The sequence below is a fragment of the Ligilactobacillus ceti DSM 22408 genome, assembly GCF_000423245.1.
GTDB lineage: Bacteria > Bacillota > Bacilli > Lactobacillales > Lactobacillaceae > Ligilactobacillus > Ligilactobacillus ceti.
In genome coordinates this window covers 131313-155296 of the sequence record NZ_AUHP01000012.1, presented here as the reverse complement: position 1 = coordinate 155296, position 23984 = coordinate 131313, and the positions used below count along the sequence as shown (strand labels likewise).

The following is a 23984-nucleotide window of genomic DNA, read 5'->3' as shown; positions in this document are numbered from 1 at the left end:
ATGGAATTTATATGATCCTGGTTTCAAACCTTTTAATGTATGTGGTTTGTCACCGGATGTCCATGAAACATTAGTTCCATGATCACCTGTAATTGTGATTTCGGCACCGGCTAATTCTTTACCGCCTAAATCAACTTTACTAATTTCAATATCATGTCCTTTGAAATCATCAGTTACAACTAAGATACCTTTTTTGTTTAATTTAGCTTGTTTAGAATCAACATTAACGATTTCACCTTTCACATTTACTTCAAATGTGAATTTTGTAACGATCTTATATCCTGCTGGTGCGGCTGTTTCAGTAAATGTATATTTACCTGGTTTTAAGCCTTTAAGTTCATGCACTTTTTTTGTAGATGTCCATCCAGCTTTAAAATTATTTGGTCCTGTAACTTCAATTGTTGCACCTGGTAATGGTTTGCCACCAAGATCAACTTTACTTACCTTAACATCATGTTCTTTGTAATCATCAGTTACTTCAAGCCCATTAGCTGTAGCTTTAACGTTAGATTTATCATTTTTATCAGCTGGAGTGAAGTTAATATCTTTTGCTTTTCCGTCAACGCCGATTGTAAATGTAATATCAGTAACAATCTTCTTATATCCTTCAGGCGCAACTTCTTCATGGAACTTGTATTTGCCTGGTTTTAAGTTTTTCAAGATTTTTGGAGTTTCACCTGATGTCCATGACTTACTAAAGCCATTAGGTCCTGTAATAGTAATTTTGGCACCTGGTAACTCTTTACCGCCTAAATCAACTTTACTAATTTCAAAGTCATGTACTTTTGTTGTATCTGTTACTTTTTCTTTGAAATCATCAGCTGTTTTACCATTTTCGGGCTTCATTTGTTCCCATTTTTGAGTAGTTGTATTGTATTTTGCTAACCAAGATCCGAAAACAAAATAACGAACAGGTGTAATTTTTTTATAACCTGTTGGAGCTTGATCTTCTTGTAATACATAGTAGCCATTATCAAGTTTTTGACCAATCCGATGTGCTTGGTTCTTAGTACTTGTTGTCCAACTATCTATTTTCTTGATCTTATTACCTTTTTTATCTGTTTTCCAAAAACTCATATGAGCACCAGCTAACTGAGTTGTTGTAACTGGGTATTCACCATTTTTAGAGACGCGAAGTTCTACTTTACCTGTATCTGTCCAAGGTTTTTCTTTTTCATCTAACATCTTAATAGTAAATGGTTTCTTCTTAACTTCTTTACCATCAATAATTAGCTTACCTTCTTTGGTAATTTCAAACTTAATATCTGCTGCTTTTGTCCAATGAGCTGGAACTTTTGTTTCACGTAAAATATATTTACCTGATTTCAACTTGAATTTCTTAGCTGAATCAGTTGTTGTCCATGTTTGTACAACATCTTGCTTTTTGTTATCTTTTAAAATTTGTAATTCAGCACCTGCTAAAGCTTTACCATTTGGTTTAACTTTAATAAAGGAGACTTCATATTCTTTACGTTCATCCTTCATTGTTACAGTTGTTTGACCTTTAGCTTGCTTCTTACCATCGATTGTAATTGTATAATCTTCATTTACAACGATTTTAATGCTTTTAGCTTTTTCATAATCTGCCGGAGCTTTAGTTTCTTTTAATAAATATTCTCCCACACGTAAATCAGTCACATAAGCTGTTTTACCATTTGTTTTAATAGTTTTAGCTTGTCCAACTTCTTTACCATTTTCAATACGTACAAGTTTAAGTTCAGCACCTTTTAAGAGGTTGCCAGCTTCATCAGTTTTCTTGATGTTAACTTGAACTTTCTTGTAAGCATCTTGCATTTCGATAATTTTATTTTTAGATTCTTTACCATTTACTATGACTTTTTCATCATCAGTAATTGTAAATTTAATATCAGCTGCTTTTTCATAACCCGCTGGAGCTGAAAGTTCTTTCAAAATATAACTACCTGGTTCTAATTTCCATTGTTGAGCTGAACCGTTTGTTGTCCAAGTTTTGATAACTTGGTTTGTAGCAGCATCAACCAATTGTAAACGAGCACCTTTAATTTGTTTTGTTGATTTACCATCTAATAAATCTGTTTTTCTGAATCTAACGTCTACTTCAACGCGTGCATCAGAAATTACAACAGTTTTATCGTGTTGACGTTTATGATCAACAAAAACATCTCCATCTGTACCAATTGAGAAAGGTACATCAGCTGTTGTCTTATAGCCTTTTGGAGCAGAAATTTCATGCAAGATATAATTACCTGGTTCTAATGAAAATTCTTGATTTGTTTTCTTAGTTGTCCAGACATAATTTTTAACACGTTTCTTAGTATGTGCATCTAAAATTTCAAGTCGTGCACCTTCAACGTATTTATCAGTATGTTTAATATCATTTTTCTTGAATTTAACGCGTATTGATTTCTTCGCATCTTTCATCACAACTGTTTTATCAGCTTGTGTTTGATTGTTAACTTTAACCTTACCATCATTAGTAATAGTAAATTTAACAGGTGATGTTTTTTCATAACCTGTTGGAGCGAATACTTCTCGGAATTCATAATTACCTGGTTCCAATGAGAATTCCTTAGTTTGACCTTTGACAGTTGTCCAAGTATCGTGACCATCGACTTTAACAACTTTGTTTTCGTCAAGGTTCCATAACTTAATAACTGCCCCCCAAGAAGTTCTTTGACATCCTTGATATCTGTCTTCTTGAATTTTACTTTGATCTTTTTCCGTTTGTCTTGCATAACGATTGGATAACCGGATCCATTCCATGTAACTGACATATCTGCATGGATTGTAAAATCAATTGGATTAGCTTTTTCATAACCTGTTGGAGCTTTTGTTTCTTCGAATCTATAGTGACCTTCTGGAAGATAAATAGTTTGACGATTATAAGCTGATGTCCAACTATCTACAGTTTTACCAGTATCTTTGTTAACAATTTTTAACTGAGCACCTGGTAACACTTTATGTTTCATATCTTGCTTTTCAAATTCAACTTTACGTTTAAGTCGAATTGTAAATACAGATTGTACCCTTGGTTTAAGTGACTTATAAATTCTTGTTTCAACTTGTACATCCTTAGGAATCAATGTTGGGTTGTACATAGCTGTTTCAACTTCACCTGCAGCATCATTTTCATTTTGAGTTTCATAATTAGTATGTTGAGCATACGCAATTTTTTCTATTATATTCTTAAGTTTTGGTGTGATGTAACCATATTTTTCCTTAAAGAATTTTGTATACCAATCTCTTCTCATTTTTCTAACAGCACTATCTGTTATTGGTTTCCAAAAAGTATTTTTACTACTTTCATTTTCCCATAAGTAAATATTATTTTGCACAATATTGAAAAATTGAGAGTTTGTTAAATGATATTTCTTTTGAATATTTTCAGGATCTACTGCGTAAACATATACAGCTCTTTTTACAAAATCATATAATGTTTGTGCATCTTCCCGACCTAAACGTGGTCTACCTGTCACACCTTTCCACATTTGATCATAAAATGTAGATGGATTAGATGGATTAACTCTTACATATCTAGCCGTATCTGGTCTTGGGCTATTAGGATTATATGCTGGTGTGGAAGTCCGCTCATCCATACAAAATGAAAATTCTTCCGCAACAGTTTTTGTCCCTTCATAAAATACAGTCATCCCGTGATTCCATGATGCTTGCGCAAGATCCGGTTTCCCGGCAACATTATAATATTCATCAGAACGAGCTTGTCCACTTTGAGACGTTTCTGGTGCATTATTAGAATGCGCAGCCATAACACTTGTGACTGGTGATACTAAAAAGTTAATAAGTAAAACAAGTAACATCCAAATCGCTTGTTTATTTATAAACTTCTGACTCATAAATGTTTCCCCCTTTTTATGTATATCAATACTTTTGCTAAAATATTATTCATAATTATCTTTAAAGAACTTTTGTTAATTGATAAATTTTATAATATGTATGCATATAATAAAACTATACATTGTTAACAATTTTTCTACAAAATATATGCTCAAAAAAAAGAACTATTTTCTATTAAGATAGAAAATAGTTCTTTTTTAATATTATTTGCTTTTTCTTATGAATGAATTTGGTAATGACCACCTTGTCCATCACAGATCCAACTTAATTTTTGTGTCTTTGCTTCATCTAAATAACCTAAATCAATTTCACCATATTCTTGCTCTAAATCAAAATTCGTCACATCCATAACTTCTTGCGCTACAAATTTATGCACCAATTTCGCTTTATTCTTCCAAACCGTTGCTTTTTGAACAGCTTTTTGTAAAGTATACCCTTCATCTAAATAATGTTTAATCGCGACCACACCATAATATGTATTCAAAGTATATTGACGTGCTGTGCGATCTTTTTGCGGCACCGACTGAATATATCCTTTCGTCTCCCAATAACGTAACTGACGAGCAGACACACCTGTCATTTCGCTTAATTCACCGATTCCAATCCGTAAATAATTCTTTAATTGACCGATTTTTTCTAAATCCATTTCTTTTCCCCTTAAATTAATTTCTTGTTATTATTGTAAGTTATTTTACAACTTTGTCAATTATCTTGACAAAGTTTTTCAATTGCCGTATATTTTGTTGTATCAATTCAACAAATATAAGGAGGTCTTTGATGTCAAACACAACTACTATTACCAAAGATATTCACGGTAAACCATATAAAAGAGCTTTACTCGTTTTAGTATTAGTTATCGGTTCTTTTTGTACCGTTTTAAACGCTACCTTACTTGCGACAGCCTTTCCCGCAATTATGCAATCTTTTGATGTCGATACTGCTACTGTCCAATGGCTCACAACTGGGTTTATGTTAGTTACCGGGGTTATGATTCCTGTTTCAGCTTGGTTAATTAATACTTTTAGTTCTCGTTTTATCTATTTATTAGCTATGACTGTCTTTTTAATCGGAACAACCCTTTGTTTTATCGCTCCCAGTTTCAATTATTTATTAGTCGGTCGATTAGTCCAAGGTTTCGGCGTCGGGATCACCATGCCTTTACTACAAACGATTATGCTAACGATTTTCCCACCCGAACAACGTGGTGCTGCCATGGGGACTGTTGGTTTGGTTATCGGTTTAGCTCCTGCTTTAGGACCTACTCTTTCTGGCTTTATCGTTGACACTTGGACTTGGCGCGATTTATTCGGCATGATTATTCCAATTTGTGTGGTTGTTTTAATTTTAGCCTTCTTCTTTATGAAGAGTGTTATTCCCCACAAAGAACAAAAAATCGACATTTGGTCTATCATTACATCAACAATTGGTTTTGGTTCTTTACTTTACGGAACATCTAGCGCTGGGAATAAAGGTTGGACCAACCCTTACGTCCTCGCATTTATCATTGTCGGCGTTATTTTTGTCGCTTTATTCTCCCACCGTCAATTACAAATGAGTGATCCTTTCTTAGATATTTCCGTTTTCAAATATCGTGAATTCCGACTTGCTTCTGTTTTAAGTGCTATTTCTAACTTAGCTATGGTTGGTGCAGAAATGATTCTTCCTTTATATATTCAAACGATTCGTGGTGAGTCTGCCTTCCACTCCGGTTTAATGTTATTACCAGGAGCTTTAGTCGTTGGTTTTATGTCTCCGATTACAGGACGGCTTTTTGATCGTTATGGCGCCAAGATGCTGGCTATTACCGGCATGACTTTACTCTCACTAGCAACTGTTCCTTTCCTATTCTTAACTCCACATACATCAATCGTTTTAATTATCGGTTTTTATATGATTCGGATGTTCGGGATTGGGATGGTGATGATGACTGTCACAACTTCCGGAATGAATGTCTTACCTTTAGACAAACTTCCCCACGGAACAGCTGTCAACAACACTTTCCGCCAAGTTTTAAGTTCAATTGGGACGGCGATTTTAATCTCAATCTTAACAACAGTCACAACAAATCATTTACCAGCAAAAAGTTTACTCAAAACAACACCTCTTGCTTACAAACAACTAGCAACTGATGCTGTTTTGAATGGTTATAAAGCTGCCTTTTTAATGTCAATTTTATTCGCACTTTGTTCCTTAACTTTAGCCTTTTTCTTGAAAAAAGGTAATATAATTCGCAAACTTCCCGTGGGAGGTGCTGCCAAATGATGTTAATTTTATTATTAGTCTTTGTTGTTTTATTCTTTCTCTTTATGGTTTTACCATTTTGGAAAGCACGCTATTTCAAAGCTACTATCGCTTTAATCGGTGCCATCATTTGTGGTGGAATGCTAGTTGCCAATGATTCATATCATTATCAAATGAAAGTCGCTAGCACAACGACTACGCAGACAATGCATTCGACTTTACCAAAAATGAACGCTTTAATGTACCAACCTTTAGGAAATGGTTCAGAAAAGATTTACCTTTACAAAACGAAGCCTTCTCAAAAGAAGCCTACAGCTTGTAAAACTGATCATTTAATTACCAAAGTAAAACGAACAACTGCTAAAAAAGCTACCGTTACGATTACCGAAGAAAACTATGTTTATAAAAACAGTTTTAGTAAATTTATGTTTGGTTTATTAAATAACAACCACATTCTTAAAGAACGACGCTATACATTCAATTTACCCAAAGACTGGATGGTTTTAAGTACGCAACAAGCTAAAAAGTTACAAAGCATTATGAAAGATCCCAAAGTACAATTAAACATGCAAACTAAAGTAAAACAAATTGTCGGCCAACGTGTCGCACAATCAGTCAAAGAAAATCGCATGCTTTCCCCACAAGATCAACAAAATCTGCTTAAAAAAGTTCAAAAAGAAGTTTTAGCTGATTTTATTAAATCTAATTTAAAATAAAAACACAAAAAGGGTTCAGTTATCAAAACTGAACCCTTTTATTTTTAACGTTTTTTCACTGGTTCGATCACAATATGACGATGTGGATCGCGACCTTTTGAATATGTTTTAACGTATTTATTATTAACTAAGGCTGAGTGAATTGCTTTACGTTCAAATGAAGGCATCGCTTCTAAGGCTTGTGGTTCACCTTTCGCCACAGCATCACGCGCAACTTTTTTCGCTAGGCGTGTCAGTGTTTCTTCACGTCGTTCGCGATAATTAGCAACATTTAACATAACACGCATCCGACGATGAAGTCTTTTATCGAGATAATCTTGCGCTAAAATCTGTAATGAATTAATTGTCCGGCCATGTTTCCCAATTAAAAGGCCTTCTGTTTTTGTATCAAAATCATAATAAACCATATAACGTTCTGGCATCACATTAATACTTGTTTCAATCCCCATTAATTTAGTAATATCAGCTAAATAATAGCCTAAATCACGAATTGCAGCTTCAATCTCTGCTTCACGAGCTTGAATCCGACGTTCCTTTTCTTCAGCTGTTTCAACTTTTTTAGCAGCTTCTGCTTCTTGGGGTACGATTTTTTCCATTTCAGCATTTGTAATTGCTTCAATTTCTTCGATAATTTCAGCTTCTTGGGCTTGTGTTAATTCTTCAGCAACTGCTTTTACTTCCATTGTAATGACAGCATCTTGTTGTCCAATTCCTAAAAAGCCTTTCTTTCCAGCATTAACAACTTGATATGTTACTTCTGACTCGGTCTTTTGCAGATCTGCTAACCCTTTAGCAACTGCTTGTGCGACTGTTTTTCCTGTATATTCCGTTGTAATCCCCTCCCGTAAATTCCAAACTGTGTTCGTTTATGCAAACGCCAACATCAGTCATCCTTTTAATTATATCATCAAAAAAATTATCTTGTATAGTCAAAATAGAGTTCTCAGACTTTCTTATTAAAAAAATCTAGCTTAAAATAGAAATAACAAGACTTGAAAGGAGTTTTTTTATGACAGAACAAAAGATTTATCCAGTAAATGAAGATTTAATCAAAGATGATCTCTACCAAGCTGTGAATGGTGCTTGGTTAAAAGATGCCGTTATTCCAGCTGATAAAGCTACAACTGGGGGCTTCGCTGATTTAGCCGATCAAATCGAACAAGATCTCATGGCCGATTTCCAAGAAATGTTAACAACGGGAGACATTCCGAATGAACCAGGTTTAGCAGAATTTATTAAATATTATCATCTTGCGTTAGATTTTAACGAACGTGAAACACAAGGCGCAACACCCATCTTGCCTTATTTACAAAGAATCATTGATTTAAAAGATTTAACCGATTACCAAAACCAACTACGTTCTTTAACAATGGCAGGTTATCCAACTGCTTTCCCATTCCATGTTGCACCCGACATGAAAAATACCGATCTTTACACTTTATATGCCGAAGTGCCTAGTTTAATCTTACCTGATAAAACTTATTACCAAGCAGATAATCCATCTCAAGAATCACTTTTGAATATCTATCAACAAATGGTCGCAAAACTCTTTGAATTAGCTGGTTTTTCAGCTGATTTTGCCCAAAAACAAATTGCCGGCGCACTCCGTTTTGATGCTAGTTTAGCTCCACACCAAAAAGATAGTACCGAACGTGCCGACTATGTAAAATCCTATAACAAATATACTTTTGCTGATTTCACTAAGTTCAGTTCCGATCTCGATTTAAGTTTTTGTGTCAGTGAATTAATCGGTCAAACACCTTCAGAAATTATTGTCTCAGAACCTGCTTATTATGAAGCATTTACCGAATTAATTAATCCAGAAACTTTCTCAGATTATAAAAGTTGGATGTTAGTTCGCATGTTAATCGCTTTAAGCCGTTACACAACTCATGAAATGCGGGTCACAGCTGGTATTTATAACCGTGCACTTTCTGGTTCTAAAGAAGCCATGAATGACCAAAAAGCTGCTTATTATCTAGCAACTAGTCAATTTGATCAAGTCGTCGGTTTATACTATGCACATAAATATTTTGGTGCACAAGCAAAAGCGGATGTCTACGCAATGGTAGAAAAAATGATTGCCGTTTATAAAGAACGTTTAGAAAACAACACCTGGCTTAGTCCAAAAACACGTCAACAAGCCATTGTGAAACTCAACACTTTAGGAATTGATGTGGGGTATCCCGACAAACTCAATCCTTTATATTTAGAATTCGTTGTCAATGAAGAAAAATCATTACTCGCTAATGATGCGGAATTCACCAAAATCGCTTTAAATAAACATTATAGTCGTTGGAATACGAAAGTGGATCGGACTCGTTGGGAAATGCCAGCCCATATGGTGAATGCTTACTACAACCCATCTTTTAATATCATTGTTTTCCCAGCTGCTATTTTACAAGCGCCATTTTACAGTTTGAAACAATCTTCCAGCGCTAACTTTGGTGGGATTGGGGCCGTAATTGCGCATGAAATCTCACATGCTTTTGACAATAATGGTGCTCAATTTGATGAATTCGGTAACTTGAATAACTGGTGGACACCCGAAGATTTGGCTTATTTTGAAGATTTAGCTCAAGCAATGATCGACCAATTCGAAGGCTTAGTAACTGAAGCTGGTCCTGTTAACGGAAAATTAGTTGTTTCCGAAAATATCGCTGATGCTGGTGGTTTGAGTTGTGCTTTAGAAGCAGCTAAAAGCGAACCAAACTACAACTTAAAAGAGTTCTTCTGTAATTGGGCTCGGGTTTGGGGTATGAAATCATCCCTCGAACGTCAAAAACTTTTACTCAACGTTGATGTCCACGCGCCAAATACATTACGTGCTAATATCCAAGTTCGGAATCTAGCTGATTTTTACACAACATTTAACATTAATGAAAATGATGGCATGTGGCTTGATCCTGCCAAAAGAATTCATATTTGGTAAAAATAAGTCGTCGTCTTTGGGCGGCGACTTTTTTAGGAGGTTTTCTTATGTCCCTATCCCGTAAAAGTAAATTCGGCCTGCTTTTAGGCGTGATTTTATGTAGTGTCGCTGGTGGTGGGTTCTTGTATTTTCATCAACAAAAACCCACTCCACCACCAAAAAACGTTAATATTCAACAAGAAGCGCAAAAAATACTGAAAAAGCATTCCTTAACTGGTGAAATAGTTTTAATCAAAAATCACAAACCTTATTTCATCAAAAATTTAACACCGCAAGAAATAAAATTTAAAGACAAACTAATTTATCCTACAGCGTCTTTAGAAAAACCAATGGCAGCAGTGATGTTAATGCAAGTCATGTCCGAAAAGCAAAACACATCCACGGCTTTTACTTTAAATACAGCTATTAAGCGTTGGTTTCCTGATTTACCTAAAGCTCACAAAATTACCGTTAGTGATCTTTTATCACAAACATCCGGCATTGTTGACCCTTTACAAGAAGTTGATTTTGGTAAAAAGCTCACAGAAAAACAAGCTTTCCACGCAGTTGTACAACGTTTAAAAGATACGCCACAACATAACCCGGGAAATTTTTCTTACAATAATGATAATTTTGTTTTGCTGGCGGCTATTATTTCCCGGGAAACACACAAATCGTATGCCCAAAACTTACAAGAACGCCTAGTAATTCCTTTGAAACTAAAAGACACTTTCATGTGGAATCAAGTGCCCGCTGACAAACAAATTGCTGGTAGCTATCATGACAACCAATCTGAGCCTGTTTTCGCACCACCTAGTTTGCTTTCAGAATTAATTGGGGCCGCAAGTCTTTATTCAACGCCGCAAGACTATTATCACTTTTTAAAAGCTGTAACGGACGGTACCTTATTATCACCAAAGACTTATCATCAATTAACTCATTTAAAAACAGCAACTGGTGAATATAGCGGCGGCTTTTTCACAAAAAACGCTGATCAATATGCCATTTACGGTTCATTAGTCAATACTGATTATATTAACGATGTTTTAATGACACCTCAGCTTAACACCGGTTTAATTGCTTTTTATAATGAATCTTCCGGCACGCTCGGGCTTAGCATTAGTCAAACACGAAAAGAACTTTGGAATTTAATCCAATAAGCACAAAAGCCTAACTACAAAGTAGTTAGGCTTTTTCATTTCTTTTTATCCAAGCAAGTCTGTTTCATTTTTCCAGGTATCCTTGTAATTGGATTGTGTGTGTTAATTACAAGTTTCTCTTTGAAAAATCTTATTTAAAAGATGCCACAGTTGGTTCGACTGTTTTTCTTCTAAATTCCAGATGTTTTCGCTTACATTTCATAGTATAATGAATTAACTGGTCCTATTTAAAGCGTCAGAATCTAACTATTTTTAGGGACCAGATTTTCAATATGAAGGGACTTTTAAGATGTTAATCATTGAACCAGGCTTGATTTACTTGCAAATTTATAATTATTATAAAAAAGAAATCATTACAGGGAATCTCCCTTCTGATGCCAAACTGCCAAGTAAACGCCAATTAGCTGATCAATACCAAGTCGCAATTAACACCGTTGAAAATGCCTATTCTAAATTATTAGAAGAAGGCTTTATCTATTCTAAACAACGTCAAGGTTATTTTGTGGCTGATGTGGGAGAATTATATATTGCTGACCCCATCGAAAATGAACAACAACCAGAAACAACAACTTTAAAATACGATTTTTCTTATCGTGGTGTCGCTAAAGAAGGTTTCCCTTATAAAACCTTCCGCAAAATTTCCGCCAACGTAATTGACGATATCGAACACGTTGCTGAACCTGACTATCAAGGCTATTATCCATTACGGCAACAAATTGCCGCTTATTTACAAAAAGCACGCGGCTTCAGTGTAAAACCAGAACAAATCATTATCTCTAGTGGTTCCGAATACTTATATCAGATTATTTTTAAACTTGTCGGCGGAATTTATGCCATTGAAGATCCTGGTTATCAAATGTTACCTAACATTATGGATATTAACCAAATTGATTACGTTTCTCTGCCAATTGATGAAAATGGTATGAGCATCACTGCTTTAAATAAAACAAACGCAAATATCTGCATTATTACCCCTGCTCATCAATTTCCAACAGGGATTATTATGAATATGAAACGCCGCACCGCTTTATTAAATCGTACGAAAACCGATTATGTCGTTGAAGATGATTATGATAGTGAATTTAAATACTCAAAACAACCCGTCCCAGCTTTAAAATCAATTGATTATAATGACAAGGTAATTTATATGGGTTCCTTTTCAAAAGCTATCTCACCTGCTTTCAGGGTCAGTTTTATGGTTTTACCCGAAAGTCTGTTAGATCGTTATCAAAATGTTTATAGCTGTTTTTCTTGTCCTGTTTCTTTAATCACACAAAAGATTTTAACCGAATTTATTTCTACTGGAGAATTCGAAAAACATTTAAACCGGATGAGAAAAATCTATGCTAAAAAACGTCAAATTGTTGTCGAAGCTTTCCAACAACGACCAGATATCAAAATCACTGGTTCAGATGGTGGTTTACATTTAGTTTTACAATATCCAAAGCATTATACGGAAGCTCAAATTGTAACCGAAGCTAAAAAACACAATATCAAAGTCTATGGGATTCACAATTATACAACTTCTAAAAATCCCCAACCTGAACTCAAAGACGAACGTCCCGCTATTGTTTTAGGTTTTGCCACAATGACCGAAGAACAACTAAAAGAAGGTTTAACTGAATTTTTAAAAATATAAAAAACAGCCAACTCTTGTTGAACACAAAAGTTGGCTGTTTTCTTTAACCTTTATCTTGAATCGGTTGCCCTGTATGCAAACCAAAACCTGTTGTTACTGGTAAATTAATCCCGGTGCAAGCTTGTGCTTCATCTCCTGCTAAGAAGTAAAGTGCTTGTGCAACTTCTTCAGGGGTACAAATCCGTCCCACTGGGCTAGCTTGTTCAAATTCACGCACTAATTCATCAGGATTTCTTTCAAACATTGGTGTCATACATGGACCCGGACAAACATTATTCACCCGAATTCCATATTTACCATAATCTAAAGCCATTGCACGGGCTAAATTAACGACTGCACCTTTCGCAGCGTTATAAGCTGCCATATTATAATCTCCTTGCAAGCCAGAAATAGATGCTGTATTTAAAATTACACCAGCTCGTCTTTGAATCATATCTGGTACAAAATATTTAGTCGTTAAATAAATACCTTTCACATCAACTGACATCACGCGATCCCACATTTCTTCACTAACTTCATGAAGTTCTCCCGGACAAAAAATCCCTGCATTGTTAATAATGACATCAATTTGACCAACAAATGTTTTCGTATAATTATATAAATCTTCCATCGATTTTGAAGAAGATACATCCCCTTGTTTAAAGAAGACTTTTCCTTCATAACCTGTTTCATCTAATTCTTTTTTGATCATTTGACCCAAAACATCATCTAAATCAACCATCACTACGCGATAACCACGTTTTAAGAAAAGTTGTGTTGTGCTTAATCCAATCCCAGATGTCGCACCTGTAATTAATGCTGTTTTCATATTGACCTCCCCAATCCTTTTTACACTGTGTTTTCATATTTTATTTTCATAATATACCACATTTTACGCCGTTTTCAACACCTACTAAATTTTATTTATGAAAAGAAAACGCTCACTTTCATAATTATCTCTCCAATCGTTGTTACAGCTTTTTTTACAGCTCTTATAATTTTTCATTAAATTCTTAATCTAAGCATGTTATAATGAAAACGACTCTGAAAGAACCAGTTTTTATGATTAAATGATGCTAGATCCCTTGTCTAGTTATCAATTCTCGTATTTGAATTCGCAAGTTTTAACCCGGCTTAGTGGATCTAATACGCTAAGCCGAAAATTAATAGTTGATATGCTGCTTTCTATTGATTTTTCAGGCCAAAAATCAGCTAAAGAATTGTGTTTTAATTCGGAGCATGCATAAAACAACTATTTAAGAAGATTGTGACTTAATGTCACAATCTTTTTTTATAAAAACCTTGCTTCTAAAAGCTTTTATTGTTATAATGTTTTTTGTTGATGAAACATATCTAATTTATTAGATTTTCTTTTGGGTTGTTAGCTCAGCTGGCAGAGCAACGGACTCTTAATCCGTGGGTCCAGGGTTCGATCCCCTGACAACCCATCAACGAAGCATACTTCTGTAGGGAGTATGCTTTTTTTATACCTAAAAACCTCTTGCTTCTTCCAGCTGAAAAATGCTATGATGTGTTTGTTAAATATTTATGAGTTGTTAGCTCAGTTGGTAGAGCAACGGACTCTTAATCCGTGGGTCCAAGGTTCAAACCCTTGACAACTCATCCCAAACTCCCTAAAGCGTCTTGCTTGGGGAGTTTTTTTATATAATAAAAAAAGCTCAGTCACATGACTGAGCTTAGTATTTAAATAAAATCATCAACTTCATTAATTTCTGCTTCTTGTCGTTCATAAACATCCGACTTCAATAACCGGTATAAAGCTGAGAATAACGGAACAGTAAACATCATCCCAAAGATCCCCCAAACACCGCCACCAATCATAACAGCCGCAAAAACCCACACACTTGGTAAGCCAATATTTTTTCCGACAATTAATGGATAAGTAATTCGATTATCAACTTGTTGTAACACAACAATTAAAATAATAAACATCAATGCTTTAAATGGTGATACCGTGAAAATAATTACCGCTCCCACGGTAGCACCTAAAATAGCCCCTATAATCGGAATTAAAGCTGTAAAACTGATGACTGCCGCAATCATCCCAGCATATGGCATCCTAAATACAGTCATCGTTAAGAAGGTCATCCCACCTAACACTAATGCGTCTTTACACTGCCCGACTATATAACCACTATAACTTTCATCAAAGACACGTAACACATACATGACTTTATCACTAATTTTATAAAAATAAGTATCTAACAATAGATACCCTTGATACTTCAAATGATCTTTGCTGGCTAATAAGTACACCGAGAAAGCTAAACCAATTAAAATGTTTGCCCCAATTGAAAAGACCGAATTCGCTGCACTGTAAACAGATTTCAAAGTCCCACCAAAGCCATACATCAAGATATTCGTCACTTTACTTATGTCAAAGCCACTACCAGTTCCTTTACCACCATTAATAGCCTCATTCGCAATATGGGCATATTTTTCTAATTGTGGATTTTGTTGAATTAAATTCGTAATATGAGCCAAACTCTTTGTATGTCCATTAACAAGTAACTTCACACAACTAATCAATTCTGGCACAACAACGCGCATAACTAACGCAATAATCAAAAAAATACTAAGATATGATAAAACAATCGAAAAGACGCGTTTATATTTCAACATCTTTTGACTTTGAATAATATTTTCGAGTTTGTTTTCAATCACACGCAAGGGCAAATTAACAATATAAGCAAACAAACACCCTACTAGCAAAGGCATTGACGCATGAAAAATAGTCTGTAAAACATTCATCAAACTATCCCAATAACGCGTTCCTAAATAAAGCAAAAAGACGCCACCAAAGATGAGCCAATATTTCCTCTCAATCTTAATCATCTGATCAACTCCTCGTTTATTCCCCTTCTACACCTTGATTATAAGTGATTTTTAGGTTTTCGACAATTTTTACAAAATCAAAAAAGCGACCAACTATAATTAGTTGGCCGCTCTCGTTCTTTTACAAGTTAGTTTAGGGGATTAACTTGTTACGTTATTAGATTAAAAGGTTAATGTGTAAGCCTTCATCAACTTACAAATTCATTGTACACCTAAATTCTCAAGAATCTCTAAACTTTTTCTAAAGTTTTTCCTAAATTTTTAAAAACTTATTTTTAAGTTGATTTCATTGCCGTCATTTCCCTTAATGATGTATTATTATAGTAATAAAAAGATTTTCAAGGAGGATTTTATTATGTTTTCTAAGAAACAACCTAAACGTCGTCCCTTATTCGCTAAAGCGTGTGCTCATCATCGCCGCATGTGGAAAGTATTTTTCTTCTTTGCAACAATTGGTAATATTTTTAAAATCATCAACAGTATTGATGAAATTGCATCACGTCATAATTTCAGTTGCCCAATTAAAGCACTTAAAAATCAAGCGATTGAAAATCATAATCATGAACATTGCCATGATGACGAATTATGTCGTCGTTCCCAACGTCAACAAAATCAAGGATAAACTCAAACTACACGAACGTTTCGTTTTGATACGAAACGTTCTTTTTTATTTTTGTTTCACGTGAAACATTTTAATTTACACCTACGTCTAATTTAAATAATCCGCATAGTTTCTCTTTTTTGTAACTGGTATATTAAAATTAGTTAGTGTATCATAAGCACTGAAGTTGTCTATTCTTAGCTAATAGACTTACTTAGATAATTGATTTAAAGGAGTATAATTATGTCACAAATTGACAATTTAGCTTTGTTAACTGACTTATATGAATTTTCCATGTCTGCCGGTTTCCAAAAAGCTCTCAGCCAAAATGAAGAAGGCGTTTTTGATGTTTTCTATCGTTCCGTTCCTGATAAAGGAAGTTTTGTAATTTTAGCCGGCATCGAACAAGCACTTCAAGCCATCCAAGATTTCTCTTTCTCAGCTGAAGATCTTGATTATTTACGTTCTTTAGATTTATATGATGAATCGTTTTTAGAATTCTTAATGAATTTTGAAAATAAATGTACGATTTGGGCCGTCCAAGAAGGAACTCCAATTTTCCCACGTGAACCTTTTATGACTATTAAAGGTCCTCTTGCTCAAGCTCAACTTTATGAAACAATGTTATTAAATATCATTAATCACCAATCTTTAATCGCAACTAAAGCACGGCGGATTACCGCTTCAGCAGAAGGTCGTCCTGTTATGGAATTTGGTGCACGTCGCGCCCAAGGTCCAAGTAGTGCTGTTTTAGGTGCTCGGGCCGCTATTATCGGCGGTGCTAAAAGTACATCTAATGTTTTAGCCGCCAAAAAATTCAACATCCCAGTAACGGGTACCATGGCACATAGTTGGATCGAAGCGTTTGATTCTGAATTAGAAGCCTTTAGAACTTGGGCTGATATTTATCCTACTCACTGTTCTTTATTAGTAGATACTTACGATATTTTAAAATCCGGTCTACCTAATGCAATTACCGTTTTCCAAGAACTCAAAGCAAAAGGCTATCATAATTTCGGAATCCGGATTGATTCAGGTGATATTACTGCCTTATCTTGTTCTTGCCGACAAATGTTAGATCAAGCTGGTTTCCCTGATGTAAAAATTACCGTTTCTAATTCATTAAACGAACATATCATTACTTCATTATTACGTGAAGGTGCACAAATTGATGCCTTTGGTGTGGGCGAAGAATTAATTACTAGCTCCTCCTCTCCTGTTTTAAGCGGCGTTTATAAATTAGCTGCTGTTGTGAAAAATGGCGACTTAATTCCAAAAATTAAAATGAGTGCTAGCCGGGGTAAATTAACCTTACCTGGTTTAAAACAAGTTTATCGTCTATATAATGAAGAAACTAATCAAGCATTTGCAGATTTAATCGCTTTACAAGATGAAACTTTAATGGATGCGATGCAAGTTATCAAAGCTGATCCACTCGCAATTCAACCGAATTTCTATTTAGATAATTTCCGGGCAGTACCTTTATTAACGCCAGCTTTAGATCAACAAGATTTACAAGTTCCAGCAGCTGATGTTTTCCAAATCCAAGCATTTAGTCAAGAAAAGCTCAGTGAATTACCTAAAGAAACACAACGTCTTTTGAATCCAGATGAGTTTCCGGTCTATATCACACCGCAATTATACGCATTACAACAAGCTGTGATTGCGAAACATTCTCGTTTTTAACGATTTTAAGAGAACTATTCTGCCTTTTGAGGCAGAATAGTTCTTTTTTACTGCTCAAAAACCTGTTTTTATCAATTACAATGTTACAGGAATGTTACAAAAAATGTGTTTTTGACCTTCTTTTGACTTTTAAGAAACTTATTTTGCGAAAATATAAATTCTTTTTCTTTATACCGAATATACGTTCGTATTCAATTGTTACTTTTTGTTATATATGAAACATTCCTGATTAAGCCTATTCCCATAGTGTTTTTAGAGTTTTACTTAAATTGATTTAACTATTTATATTACAAAATATTACAATTTGTAATATGAGTTACATTTTTCCTCTTTTTCGTAAAAGACCTGATGTTGCTTTGTTATATCACTCACTTATACTAAGTATCGTTAGCTCGTAAGACATGAGCTTAAAGCACTGACGTTTCATTTTCAGTGCTTTCAAGATAAATTCAGCGTCGACTACTAATTAGTCTGTCGCAAACAAACACACAGGAGTGAAAAATTTTTATGAAATTCAAACAGATTTTATTATCATTATCAGCAGCTGCTGGGATCCTTATTGGTGGATCAACAGTTGCCAACGCTGATTCAGTACAATATACTATCAAGCCAGGTAACACTGTTTCTCAAATCGCTACAGCTTTAGAAACAACAACAGATGCAATCGCTAAAGACAACAAGATTGCTAATGTAAATATGATTTTCCCTGGTGAAAAAATCAAAATTACATCTAAACTTAAAAAATCAGAAATGAAAAAACGTTTAGTTGAAGTTGATAAAGAAGCTAAAGAAATTACAGAACATTTCTTAGCACTTAACCCAGTAATCAAACAAAGCGCTGTCCAAACAGTAGCTGTTGCTCAAGCTAAACCAGCTGTACAACGTGTTGCTGCTCCAGTTGTTCAACGCACAACTTATCATGCACCTGCTGCTCCAGTAAATACTAATTCATCTGAAGCATCTGCACGCGCATTCATCGCTAACAAAGAATCAGGCGGTTCTTATACAGCATCTAACGGTCGTTACTATGGTAAATATCAATTAGATCGCTCATACCTAGGTGGCGATTTATCACCAGCTAACCAAGAACGTGTTGCTAACAACTACGTAACAAGTCGTTATGGTTCATGGGCAAATGCTAAAGCTCACTGGTATGCAACTGGTTGGTACTAAAATAAAATTTTAAATAATAAAAGAGGAATCTCATTAAATGAGATTCCTCTTTTTAGTTTGTTTTTAGTCTACCAGCTAGCTTTTTTCACACCAGGAATTAGGCCTTGATGTGCGAGTTTCCGGAAATTAATTCGTGACATCCCAAATTTACGTAAATATCCACGTGGTCGACCATCTAGTTGATCACGATTACGTAAACGATTTGGATTAGAATCTTTTGGTAATTTTGCTAATGCTTGGTAGTTGCCTTGTTCTTTTAATAATTGTCTTTGTTTTGCATATTTTTCAATTAACATTTCTTGCTTTTTCATTTTAGCAATTTTTGATTTTTTAGCCATTCAATTCCTTCTTTCTTGTTTTTCGTTTTTAAATGGTAATCATTACTAATTAAATATAATACCATGCTTACTTTTTGTCAACACTTTTTTAACAAAAAACTTGCCAACAATTTTTGCTGACAAGTTCTCTTATTTATATGATTTTTTTCCAGCCATAAAAGCGATAAATAACTTTTGTCGCTACATATCCCCCAATTAAGGCGATTGCTGCTATTACATTTGCACTCAATTGCGTATATTTCAACATTTGTCCGACAATAAACGCGAGACTCAATACTAATGTAATAAAGCTTGTTAGGCTCACGTACGCTAATTTTTTCATTCTTTTCTTTAAAAAACCTCTCTCTAACACTTTATGCATTACTAGTATAATATATTTTTCGTTATCTTTTAACCTAGAATAATAATAATCTCACACTAAACCACACAACTTGAAACATGGCCCATAATGATAAAACCGTAACTAATAATAAAGCGATATTACTAATTTTATTCCGTCGTAAAAAAGCTTTTTGTTCCGGAGCTTGTGGATCACGTTGTAATTTTTGTTTGTTTTCAGCATAAAATGCACTGATTTCTTGACTGGTTTTTAATTGATAAAAAGTTGTAAAATAATCCAACCCAAAACGCTCTTCAATCAATCCGATTCCAAGCGTTACCAAAGCATAAATTGCTAATTTCAAAAAAATAACTGGTAACTGATCAATACCAAAACCACGATTGATCAACCATAAAATAATATCTGTCCCTATATAATAGCTTGCTAACGTTAAAGCAATATTCCCTTGTTTGTGATTAGATTTTCTCTTAATAAATAACAACTTCTCACCTACTTTCTAATTAAAAAGACCACGGTTTTTAGGCCGTGGTGGGTTTCTTTTGTTCAGCTTAAATATATTTAACCGCTGTACCATATGCAACAACTGATTGCATATCGCCTGCGATTGAACCAGAATCAAAACGCATCATTACAACTGCATCAGCACCTTGTTTCCGTGCTTCATCACACATTCTTTCAATTGCGACAGAACGTGATTGTTGTAACATATCTGTATAAGCTGTAATTTCGCCACCAAACACACTTTTAATACCTGCTCCAAAATCACTAACTACATTTTTGGATTGAGTTGTTACTCCGAAAACTTCACCAATTACTTTATATTCTTGATTAGGAATTCTTTCTGTTGTCATTACTAACATTTTTTCCATGCTATGACCTCCTTGCATTTTTGGCTTTTTAATAAAAAATAGCACTCTCTACCTAAAAAGAGTGCTATTCGAAGGGGAAATCCTTCATTGTTACTTAATTTCGCCTCAGCTCAAGCGGTTAGAGCTGTTTTTTATGTAACTAACTCCAGCCAAAAAGTTAATTACTGGCAACAATTAAGTTCAGTCTATATCAAAATTTTGATATAAGCTTACTTTATAAGTATACCATGTTAAAAATATTTTTTGAATAGTTTAAAATTTACTTTTTCGTTAAATTTAAACCGCTTTCACAAAAGCTTTCATTCCTAATTTTTTGATATTAGATTAACTTGTTTAAATTTGTATTTATTTTTATGAAAACACTTTTACTTTTTTCACTAACTTTTTATAATAACATCGTTAGTGTTTTCACTAACCATTTTTACGACTGACCGGCAGTGGACTTTTTTCCACTGGCCGGTCAATTTTTTAGAAATTTTATGAGTATATAATTTGCAAAAATTATAAAATGGGTATATATTTTATACCAGAAGGTAAGATTACCTTTCGACGTAGATATCCCCTAATATCTAGGTCTCTCCTCAATAACATTTAATCTATCAAGTAGCTCTCCCCCTACCTAACAAAGCTGCTTGATATGATGATTCGATAGTGGTAATTACTAAATGTAATTACCACTTTTTGTTTTCATAAGTTTCGTTTTTTATGAAAATACTATTGCGCGTTTTTTGAAAACACGCTATAATTTTTCATGAAGGTGATGAAGTTCATCACCTTAGACTCACTTTAGTTTTATACTAAAGTCACCGTTTTTTCATACCCATACCCATCGACTACTCTGACCCGAGTAGTCACGACCCTAAGGACAAAGTTAATCCGCTTTGTTCTTTTTATTTTGCCAAAAATTTTAAAATGGCCGGATATACCCGCTCTTTACTATCTTCATCATGTAAAATATCATGAACCATTCCCGATAATTCTACTGCTTCAAACAAAGGAAAACCTTGTGCAATTAAAGCTTTTTTCGTTTGCCGTAATCCACTAGGACCTCCCGTTACACGATCATATTCACCCGTTAAACTTAAAATTTGCACAGTATGATTGCGCTGATTAATTTCATCAGGTGTCGCTAATTGTGTTAAGGCTTGATCAGCTTCTAAAATCGTTAATAAGCCTTGTTTAGTATAATCGCGCACTGTTTTGGGATCCAGTAATGTATCTTCTAAAAAAGCAGGATTATTTGATACCCATTTTTTACGACTATGATACGGTAATAAAGCCGCATAATTCGCTAATAGCAATTCTGTATTTCGTGCTCCGGTATACAACGTGACTATTTTTGCAATTTGACTCGCTAATCCAGCTAAATCATAAGGTTGAACTGTTCCTAATAAAATAACTTTTTGAACATTTTGACTTTGTGTTTTTAAATATTCTCGGACAATTAATGAACCAAAAGAATGGCCAATTAAAGCCAAAGGTAATTTTTTATCAGGATATAACTCTTGTAAATAATGTGTAACAGCAATTTGATCTGCAACACAACTAGGAAGATCACTAATATACCCACGGGGATTTTTGCGATTAATCGAATCACCATGACCCCTTTGGCTCGCTAATATACAAGCATAGCCGGCTTTTTGTAAATAATGCGCCAGTTCATAATAATTTTTCTTGTATTCTTGACAACCATGAACAATTTGGACTAACCCTTTAGGTTTTTTAGTCTTATAAACTCGTACCGATAATGGCAGCTGATCAATTGGCGATTCAATCGTTAAAAATTCTAAATTTTCATCACGATAACTTAATTTCTTTTTTAATGGTTTTCCTTTTTTTAACCACTTTTTAAATTTATTCTGACTTTTTTGAATTTGTTTTTGTCTCTTCATTAAAGGGTACCCCAACGCAGCACCACCAATTAGACCAATTCCGCTATTTAATCCAATTTGTAACAACTTTTTACGCATAATTTTAACTCCTTTCTTATAAATAAAAGGTTTGTCCTTATTTTATATTTTAACATTTTTGGTGTTTCTTTGTTTTTTACAACTATACAAATCACTATTAGAACCCATTTTAAAACCTACTGACAGGTTTTTTTTCATGTTATTCTTTACTTGCTTAAGTAAATGATTCCTATTTACCAATTGCATTTAAAACTTTTGTTGTTTTGTCACTTTGTCATTTCCACCCCAATAACATCATATTTCACTCTTATACGTTAAAAAAAGCGACTGTTCCCCACAGTCGCTTTTTTTGTTAGCTTTATTGTTCTAAAAAAGCTAAGATCTTCGCATAAACATCTTCTTTCCGATCTTCAAATAAGATTTCATGTTTCATGCCCGACATTTCTTCACTGCGGATATTTTGATACCCTACTTTTTGTAAAGTTGCCAATGAATCAGCAATCCCTTTTTGGCCACCTGTAATTTGTTGATCATCACAACCAACTAAATTATAAATTGGTAACATTGGATTTTGACATTGATAAGAACGATAATCTTTTAAGCGATACATCGCACGTAACATCGTTTCCATACTAATAACGGGATATTGCTTCATCATTTTTGGATCATTTTTAACTTTTTCAATATTTTCTTGATTATAACTTAACCAATCATATCCGGTAATACTTGCCCCACAGATTTTTTGGACCATCCAAGAGTACTCATCTTCTTTTTTATATAGTTGCGCTAATTGCGTAATTTTAATCCCTAAAGGCACAATTCCTACATAATAAGGAGTTCCCGTAATAATTAATTTCGCAATTTCATGATCATGTTTTTGTAAAAACAATCTTCCTAAAATCGCTCCATATGAATGACCAAAAATTGTCACTGGCAACCCCGGATATTTAGCTTTGATAAAATCTAAAACACGTTTTTGATCGGCTAATAACAAATCGACATCACGCATAACACCAAAAGGATCTTGTGCTGATGTGGACTCCCCATGCCCTCGATTATCTGATAAAACAACAACGTAACCTTGTTCATTTAAAAACTGCGCTAAACCAACGTAACGTTCTTTATATTCTAATGCACCATGGATAACTTGGACGATTCCTTTCGCTTTTTCTTTTGGATATGAAAAGACAAGTAGATCCAATTTCGTTTGATTCTCTGTATTCAGTTTATACGACTGCATCAGAATCCTCCTCCCTAACTCTGTTCTCTTCTCTGTGATATTATCCCACAAAAAAAGCTCCTTGTCGCTAGACTTGAGGATAAGTTTTTGATGAGTTTTTATCCACTTGTGCAAAAAAAGAGTAGCTGTTTTTTTAACAGCTACTCTGAAAAAAGATTTTTAAAGTTCTTCGATAATTTTTTTACATTCTCCCGCACTTAAGCCTGTTGCTTCACTTAAAACACGCATGGCGCCAGCACGATCTTTTTTATCTTTTAATTCAACCATTTGCATAAAGACCGCCGGTGTAACTTTACACCCCATCAATTCAACATCCATTTTGTTTGTTGCTTGACTAAGATAATAAAAGCGACGACGTAACCCACGCATTTCGCCTTCTAACACACGAACTTTACGATCATTTTTATATGCACTTAAGATTACTAAAATCAAAGCTAAATATAATAATGTGTTTGCAATTTCCATTTGCATCTTACCAACTCTTTTCTTCT

Annotated in this window: 20 protein-coding genes, 2 tRNA genes and 1 pseudogene; 10 read left to right on the top strand and 13 right to left on the bottom strand. The window is 34.3% G+C overall.

The annotated features are described in order from the left end of the window. The 3 genes and pseudogenes from G540_RS07515 to G540_RS0101150 form a co-directional block, all read right to left on the bottom strand. Positions 1-2742: MSCRAMM family protein (locus G540_RS07515; protein WP_280513117.1), on the bottom strand; the 2742-nt coding region annotated here is incomplete at its 3' end. A gap of 8 nt (positions 2743-2750) precedes the next feature. Continuing rightward, positions 2751-3797 (bottom strand): annotated as a pseudogene (locus G540_RS07320) (MSCRAMM family protein); the annotation flags it as partial. 254 nt (positions 3798-4051) lie between these two features. After that, complete coding sequence (locus G540_RS0101150) at positions 4052-4480, bottom strand: MerR family transcriptional regulator (RefSeq protein ID WP_027106504.1); 429 nt, start codon at positions 4478-4480, stop codon at positions 4052-4054. A gap of 131 nt (positions 4481-4611) precedes the next feature. On the opposite strand from G540_RS0101150, the gene G540_RS0101145 reads away from it, so the two are divergent. Both G540_RS0101145 and G540_RS06815 read left to right on the top strand, forming a co-directional pair. Continuing rightward, positions 4612-6096 carry an MDR family MFS transporter gene (locus G540_RS0101145; RefSeq protein WP_027106503.1) on the top strand — a complete coding sequence of 495 codons (1485 nt, stop codon included), beginning with the start codon at positions 4612-4614 and terminating at the stop codon, positions 6094-6096. Next, positions 6093-6791 (top strand): DUF4811 domain-containing protein, encoded by a 699-nt coding sequence (locus G540_RS06815; protein ID WP_051188908.1) that lies wholly within the window; start codon positions 6093-6095, stop codon positions 6789-6791. Before G540_RS0101145 ends, G540_RS06815 begins: the two co-directional genes overlap by 4 nt. 44 nt (positions 6792-6835) lie before the next feature. Here the strand turns inward: G540_RS06815 and jag are convergent, their stop codons facing one another. Beyond that, positions 6836-7627, bottom strand: a complete 792-nt coding sequence (gene jag, locus G540_RS0101135) for an RNA-binding cell elongation regulator Jag/EloR (protein ID WP_027106502.1) — start codon at positions 7625-7627, stop codon at positions 6836-6838. A 173-nt stretch (positions 7628-7800) separates the two neighbouring features. On the opposite strand from jag, the gene G540_RS0101130 reads away from it, so the two are divergent. The 3 genes from G540_RS0101130 (at position 7801) to pdxR (ending at position 12501) form a co-directional block, all read left to right on the top strand. Then, positions 7801-9723 carry a M13 family metallopeptidase gene (locus G540_RS0101130; protein WP_027106501.1) on the top strand — a complete coding sequence of 641 codons (1923 nt, stop codon included), beginning with the start codon at positions 7801-7803 and terminating at the stop codon, positions 9721-9723. 47 nt (positions 9724-9770) lie between these two features. Continuing rightward, positions 9771-10862 carry a serine hydrolase domain-containing protein gene (locus G540_RS0101125; protein WP_027106500.1) on the top strand — a complete coding sequence of 364 codons (1092 nt, stop codon included), beginning with the start codon at positions 9771-9773 and terminating at the stop codon, positions 10860-10862. 289 nt (positions 10863-11151) lie between these two features. Further along, entirely contained in the window at positions 11152-12501 is a 1350-nt protein-coding gene (gene pdxR, locus G540_RS0101120) for a MocR-like pyridoxine biosynthesis transcription factor PdxR (RefSeq protein ID WP_027106499.1), read from the top strand. Between the two features lie 43 nt (positions 12502-12544). Here the strand turns inward: pdxR and G540_RS0101115 are convergent, their stop codons facing one another. Then, positions 12545-13309, bottom strand: coding sequence for an SDR family NAD(P)-dependent oxidoreductase (locus G540_RS0101115; protein WP_027106498.1), 765 nt, complete (start codon positions 13307-13309; stop codon positions 12545-12547). 546 nt (positions 13310-13855) lie between these two features. Between G540_RS0101115 and G540_RS0101110 the strand changes: the two genes are divergently transcribed. After that, a tRNA-Lys gene (locus tag G540_RS0101110) sits at positions 13856-13928 on the top strand. 102 nt (positions 13929-14030) lie between these two features. Beyond that, a tRNA-Lys gene (locus tag G540_RS0101105) sits at positions 14031-14103 on the top strand. A gap of 81 nt (positions 14104-14184) precedes the next feature. Here G540_RS0101105 and G540_RS0101100 read toward each other — a convergent pair. Continuing rightward, positions 14185-15336 (bottom strand): AI-2E family transporter, encoded by a 1152-nt coding sequence (locus G540_RS0101100; protein WP_027106497.1) that lies wholly within the window; start codon positions 15334-15336, stop codon positions 14185-14187. Between the two features lie 355 nt (positions 15337-15691). Here G540_RS0101100 and G540_RS06810 point away from each other — a divergent pair, with 355 nt between their 5' ends. The 3 genes from G540_RS06810 to apf all read left to right on the top strand — a co-directional run bounded on the left by G540_RS06810 (position 15692) and on the right by apf (position 18796). Then, positions 15692-15958, top strand: a complete 267-nt coding sequence (locus G540_RS06810) for a hypothetical protein (RefSeq protein ID WP_035463453.1) — start codon at positions 15692-15694, stop codon at positions 15956-15958. Between the two features lie 222 nt (positions 15959-16180). Next, the gene (locus G540_RS0101090; protein WP_035463451.1) at positions 16181-17623 is read left to right on the top strand and encodes a nicotinate phosphoribosyltransferase; all 1443 of its coding nucleotides are present in this window, start codon (positions 16181-16183) and stop codon (positions 17621-17623) included. Positions 17624-18130: 507 nt separating this feature from the next. Next, complete coding sequence (gene apf / locus G540_RS0101085) at positions 18131-18796, top strand: aggregation-promoting factor (protein ID WP_027106495.1); 666 nt, start codon at positions 18131-18133, stop codon at positions 18794-18796. 68 nt (positions 18797-18864) lie between these two features. On the opposite strand, the gene rpsN is transcribed toward apf, so the two are convergent. From rpsN to G540_RS0101050, 7 genes are all read right to left on the bottom strand, one after another. After that, positions 18865-19134, bottom strand: a complete 270-nt coding sequence (gene rpsN, locus G540_RS0101080; RefSeq protein ID WP_027106494.1) for a 30S ribosomal protein S14 — start codon at positions 19132-19134, stop codon at positions 18865-18867. A 133-nt stretch (positions 19135-19267) separates the two neighbouring features. After that, a complete protein-coding gene (locus tag G540_RS07380; RefSeq protein ID WP_155885124.1) occupies positions 19268-19408 on the bottom strand; it encodes a hypothetical protein in 141 nt (46 codons plus the stop codon). A 121-nt stretch (positions 19409-19529) separates the two neighbouring features. After that, complete coding sequence (locus G540_RS0101070; protein WP_027106492.1) at positions 19530-19955, bottom strand: hypothetical protein; 426 nt, start codon at positions 19953-19955, stop codon at positions 19530-19532. A 67-nt stretch (positions 19956-20022) separates the two neighbouring features. Continuing rightward, positions 20023-20343 (bottom strand): heavy metal-binding domain-containing protein, encoded by a 321-nt coding sequence (locus tag G540_RS0101065; RefSeq protein ID WP_027106491.1) that lies wholly within the window; start codon positions 20341-20343, stop codon positions 20023-20025. A gap of 890 nt (positions 20344-21233) precedes the next feature. After that, positions 21234-22313 carry an alpha/beta hydrolase gene (locus G540_RS0101060; protein ID WP_027106490.1) on the bottom strand — a complete coding sequence of 360 codons (1080 nt, stop codon included), beginning with the start codon at positions 22311-22313 and terminating at the stop codon, positions 21234-21236. A 298-nt stretch (positions 22314-22611) separates the two neighbouring features. Further along, positions 22612-23493 (bottom strand): alpha/beta hydrolase, encoded by an 882-nt coding sequence (locus G540_RS0101055; RefSeq protein WP_035463449.1) that lies wholly within the window; start codon positions 23491-23493, stop codon positions 22612-22614. 159 nt (positions 23494-23652) lie between these two features. Further along, entirely contained in the window at positions 23653-23964 is a 312-nt protein-coding gene (locus G540_RS0101050) for a hypothetical protein (RefSeq protein WP_027106488.1), read from the bottom strand. Positions 23965-23984: the final 20 nt, after the last annotated feature.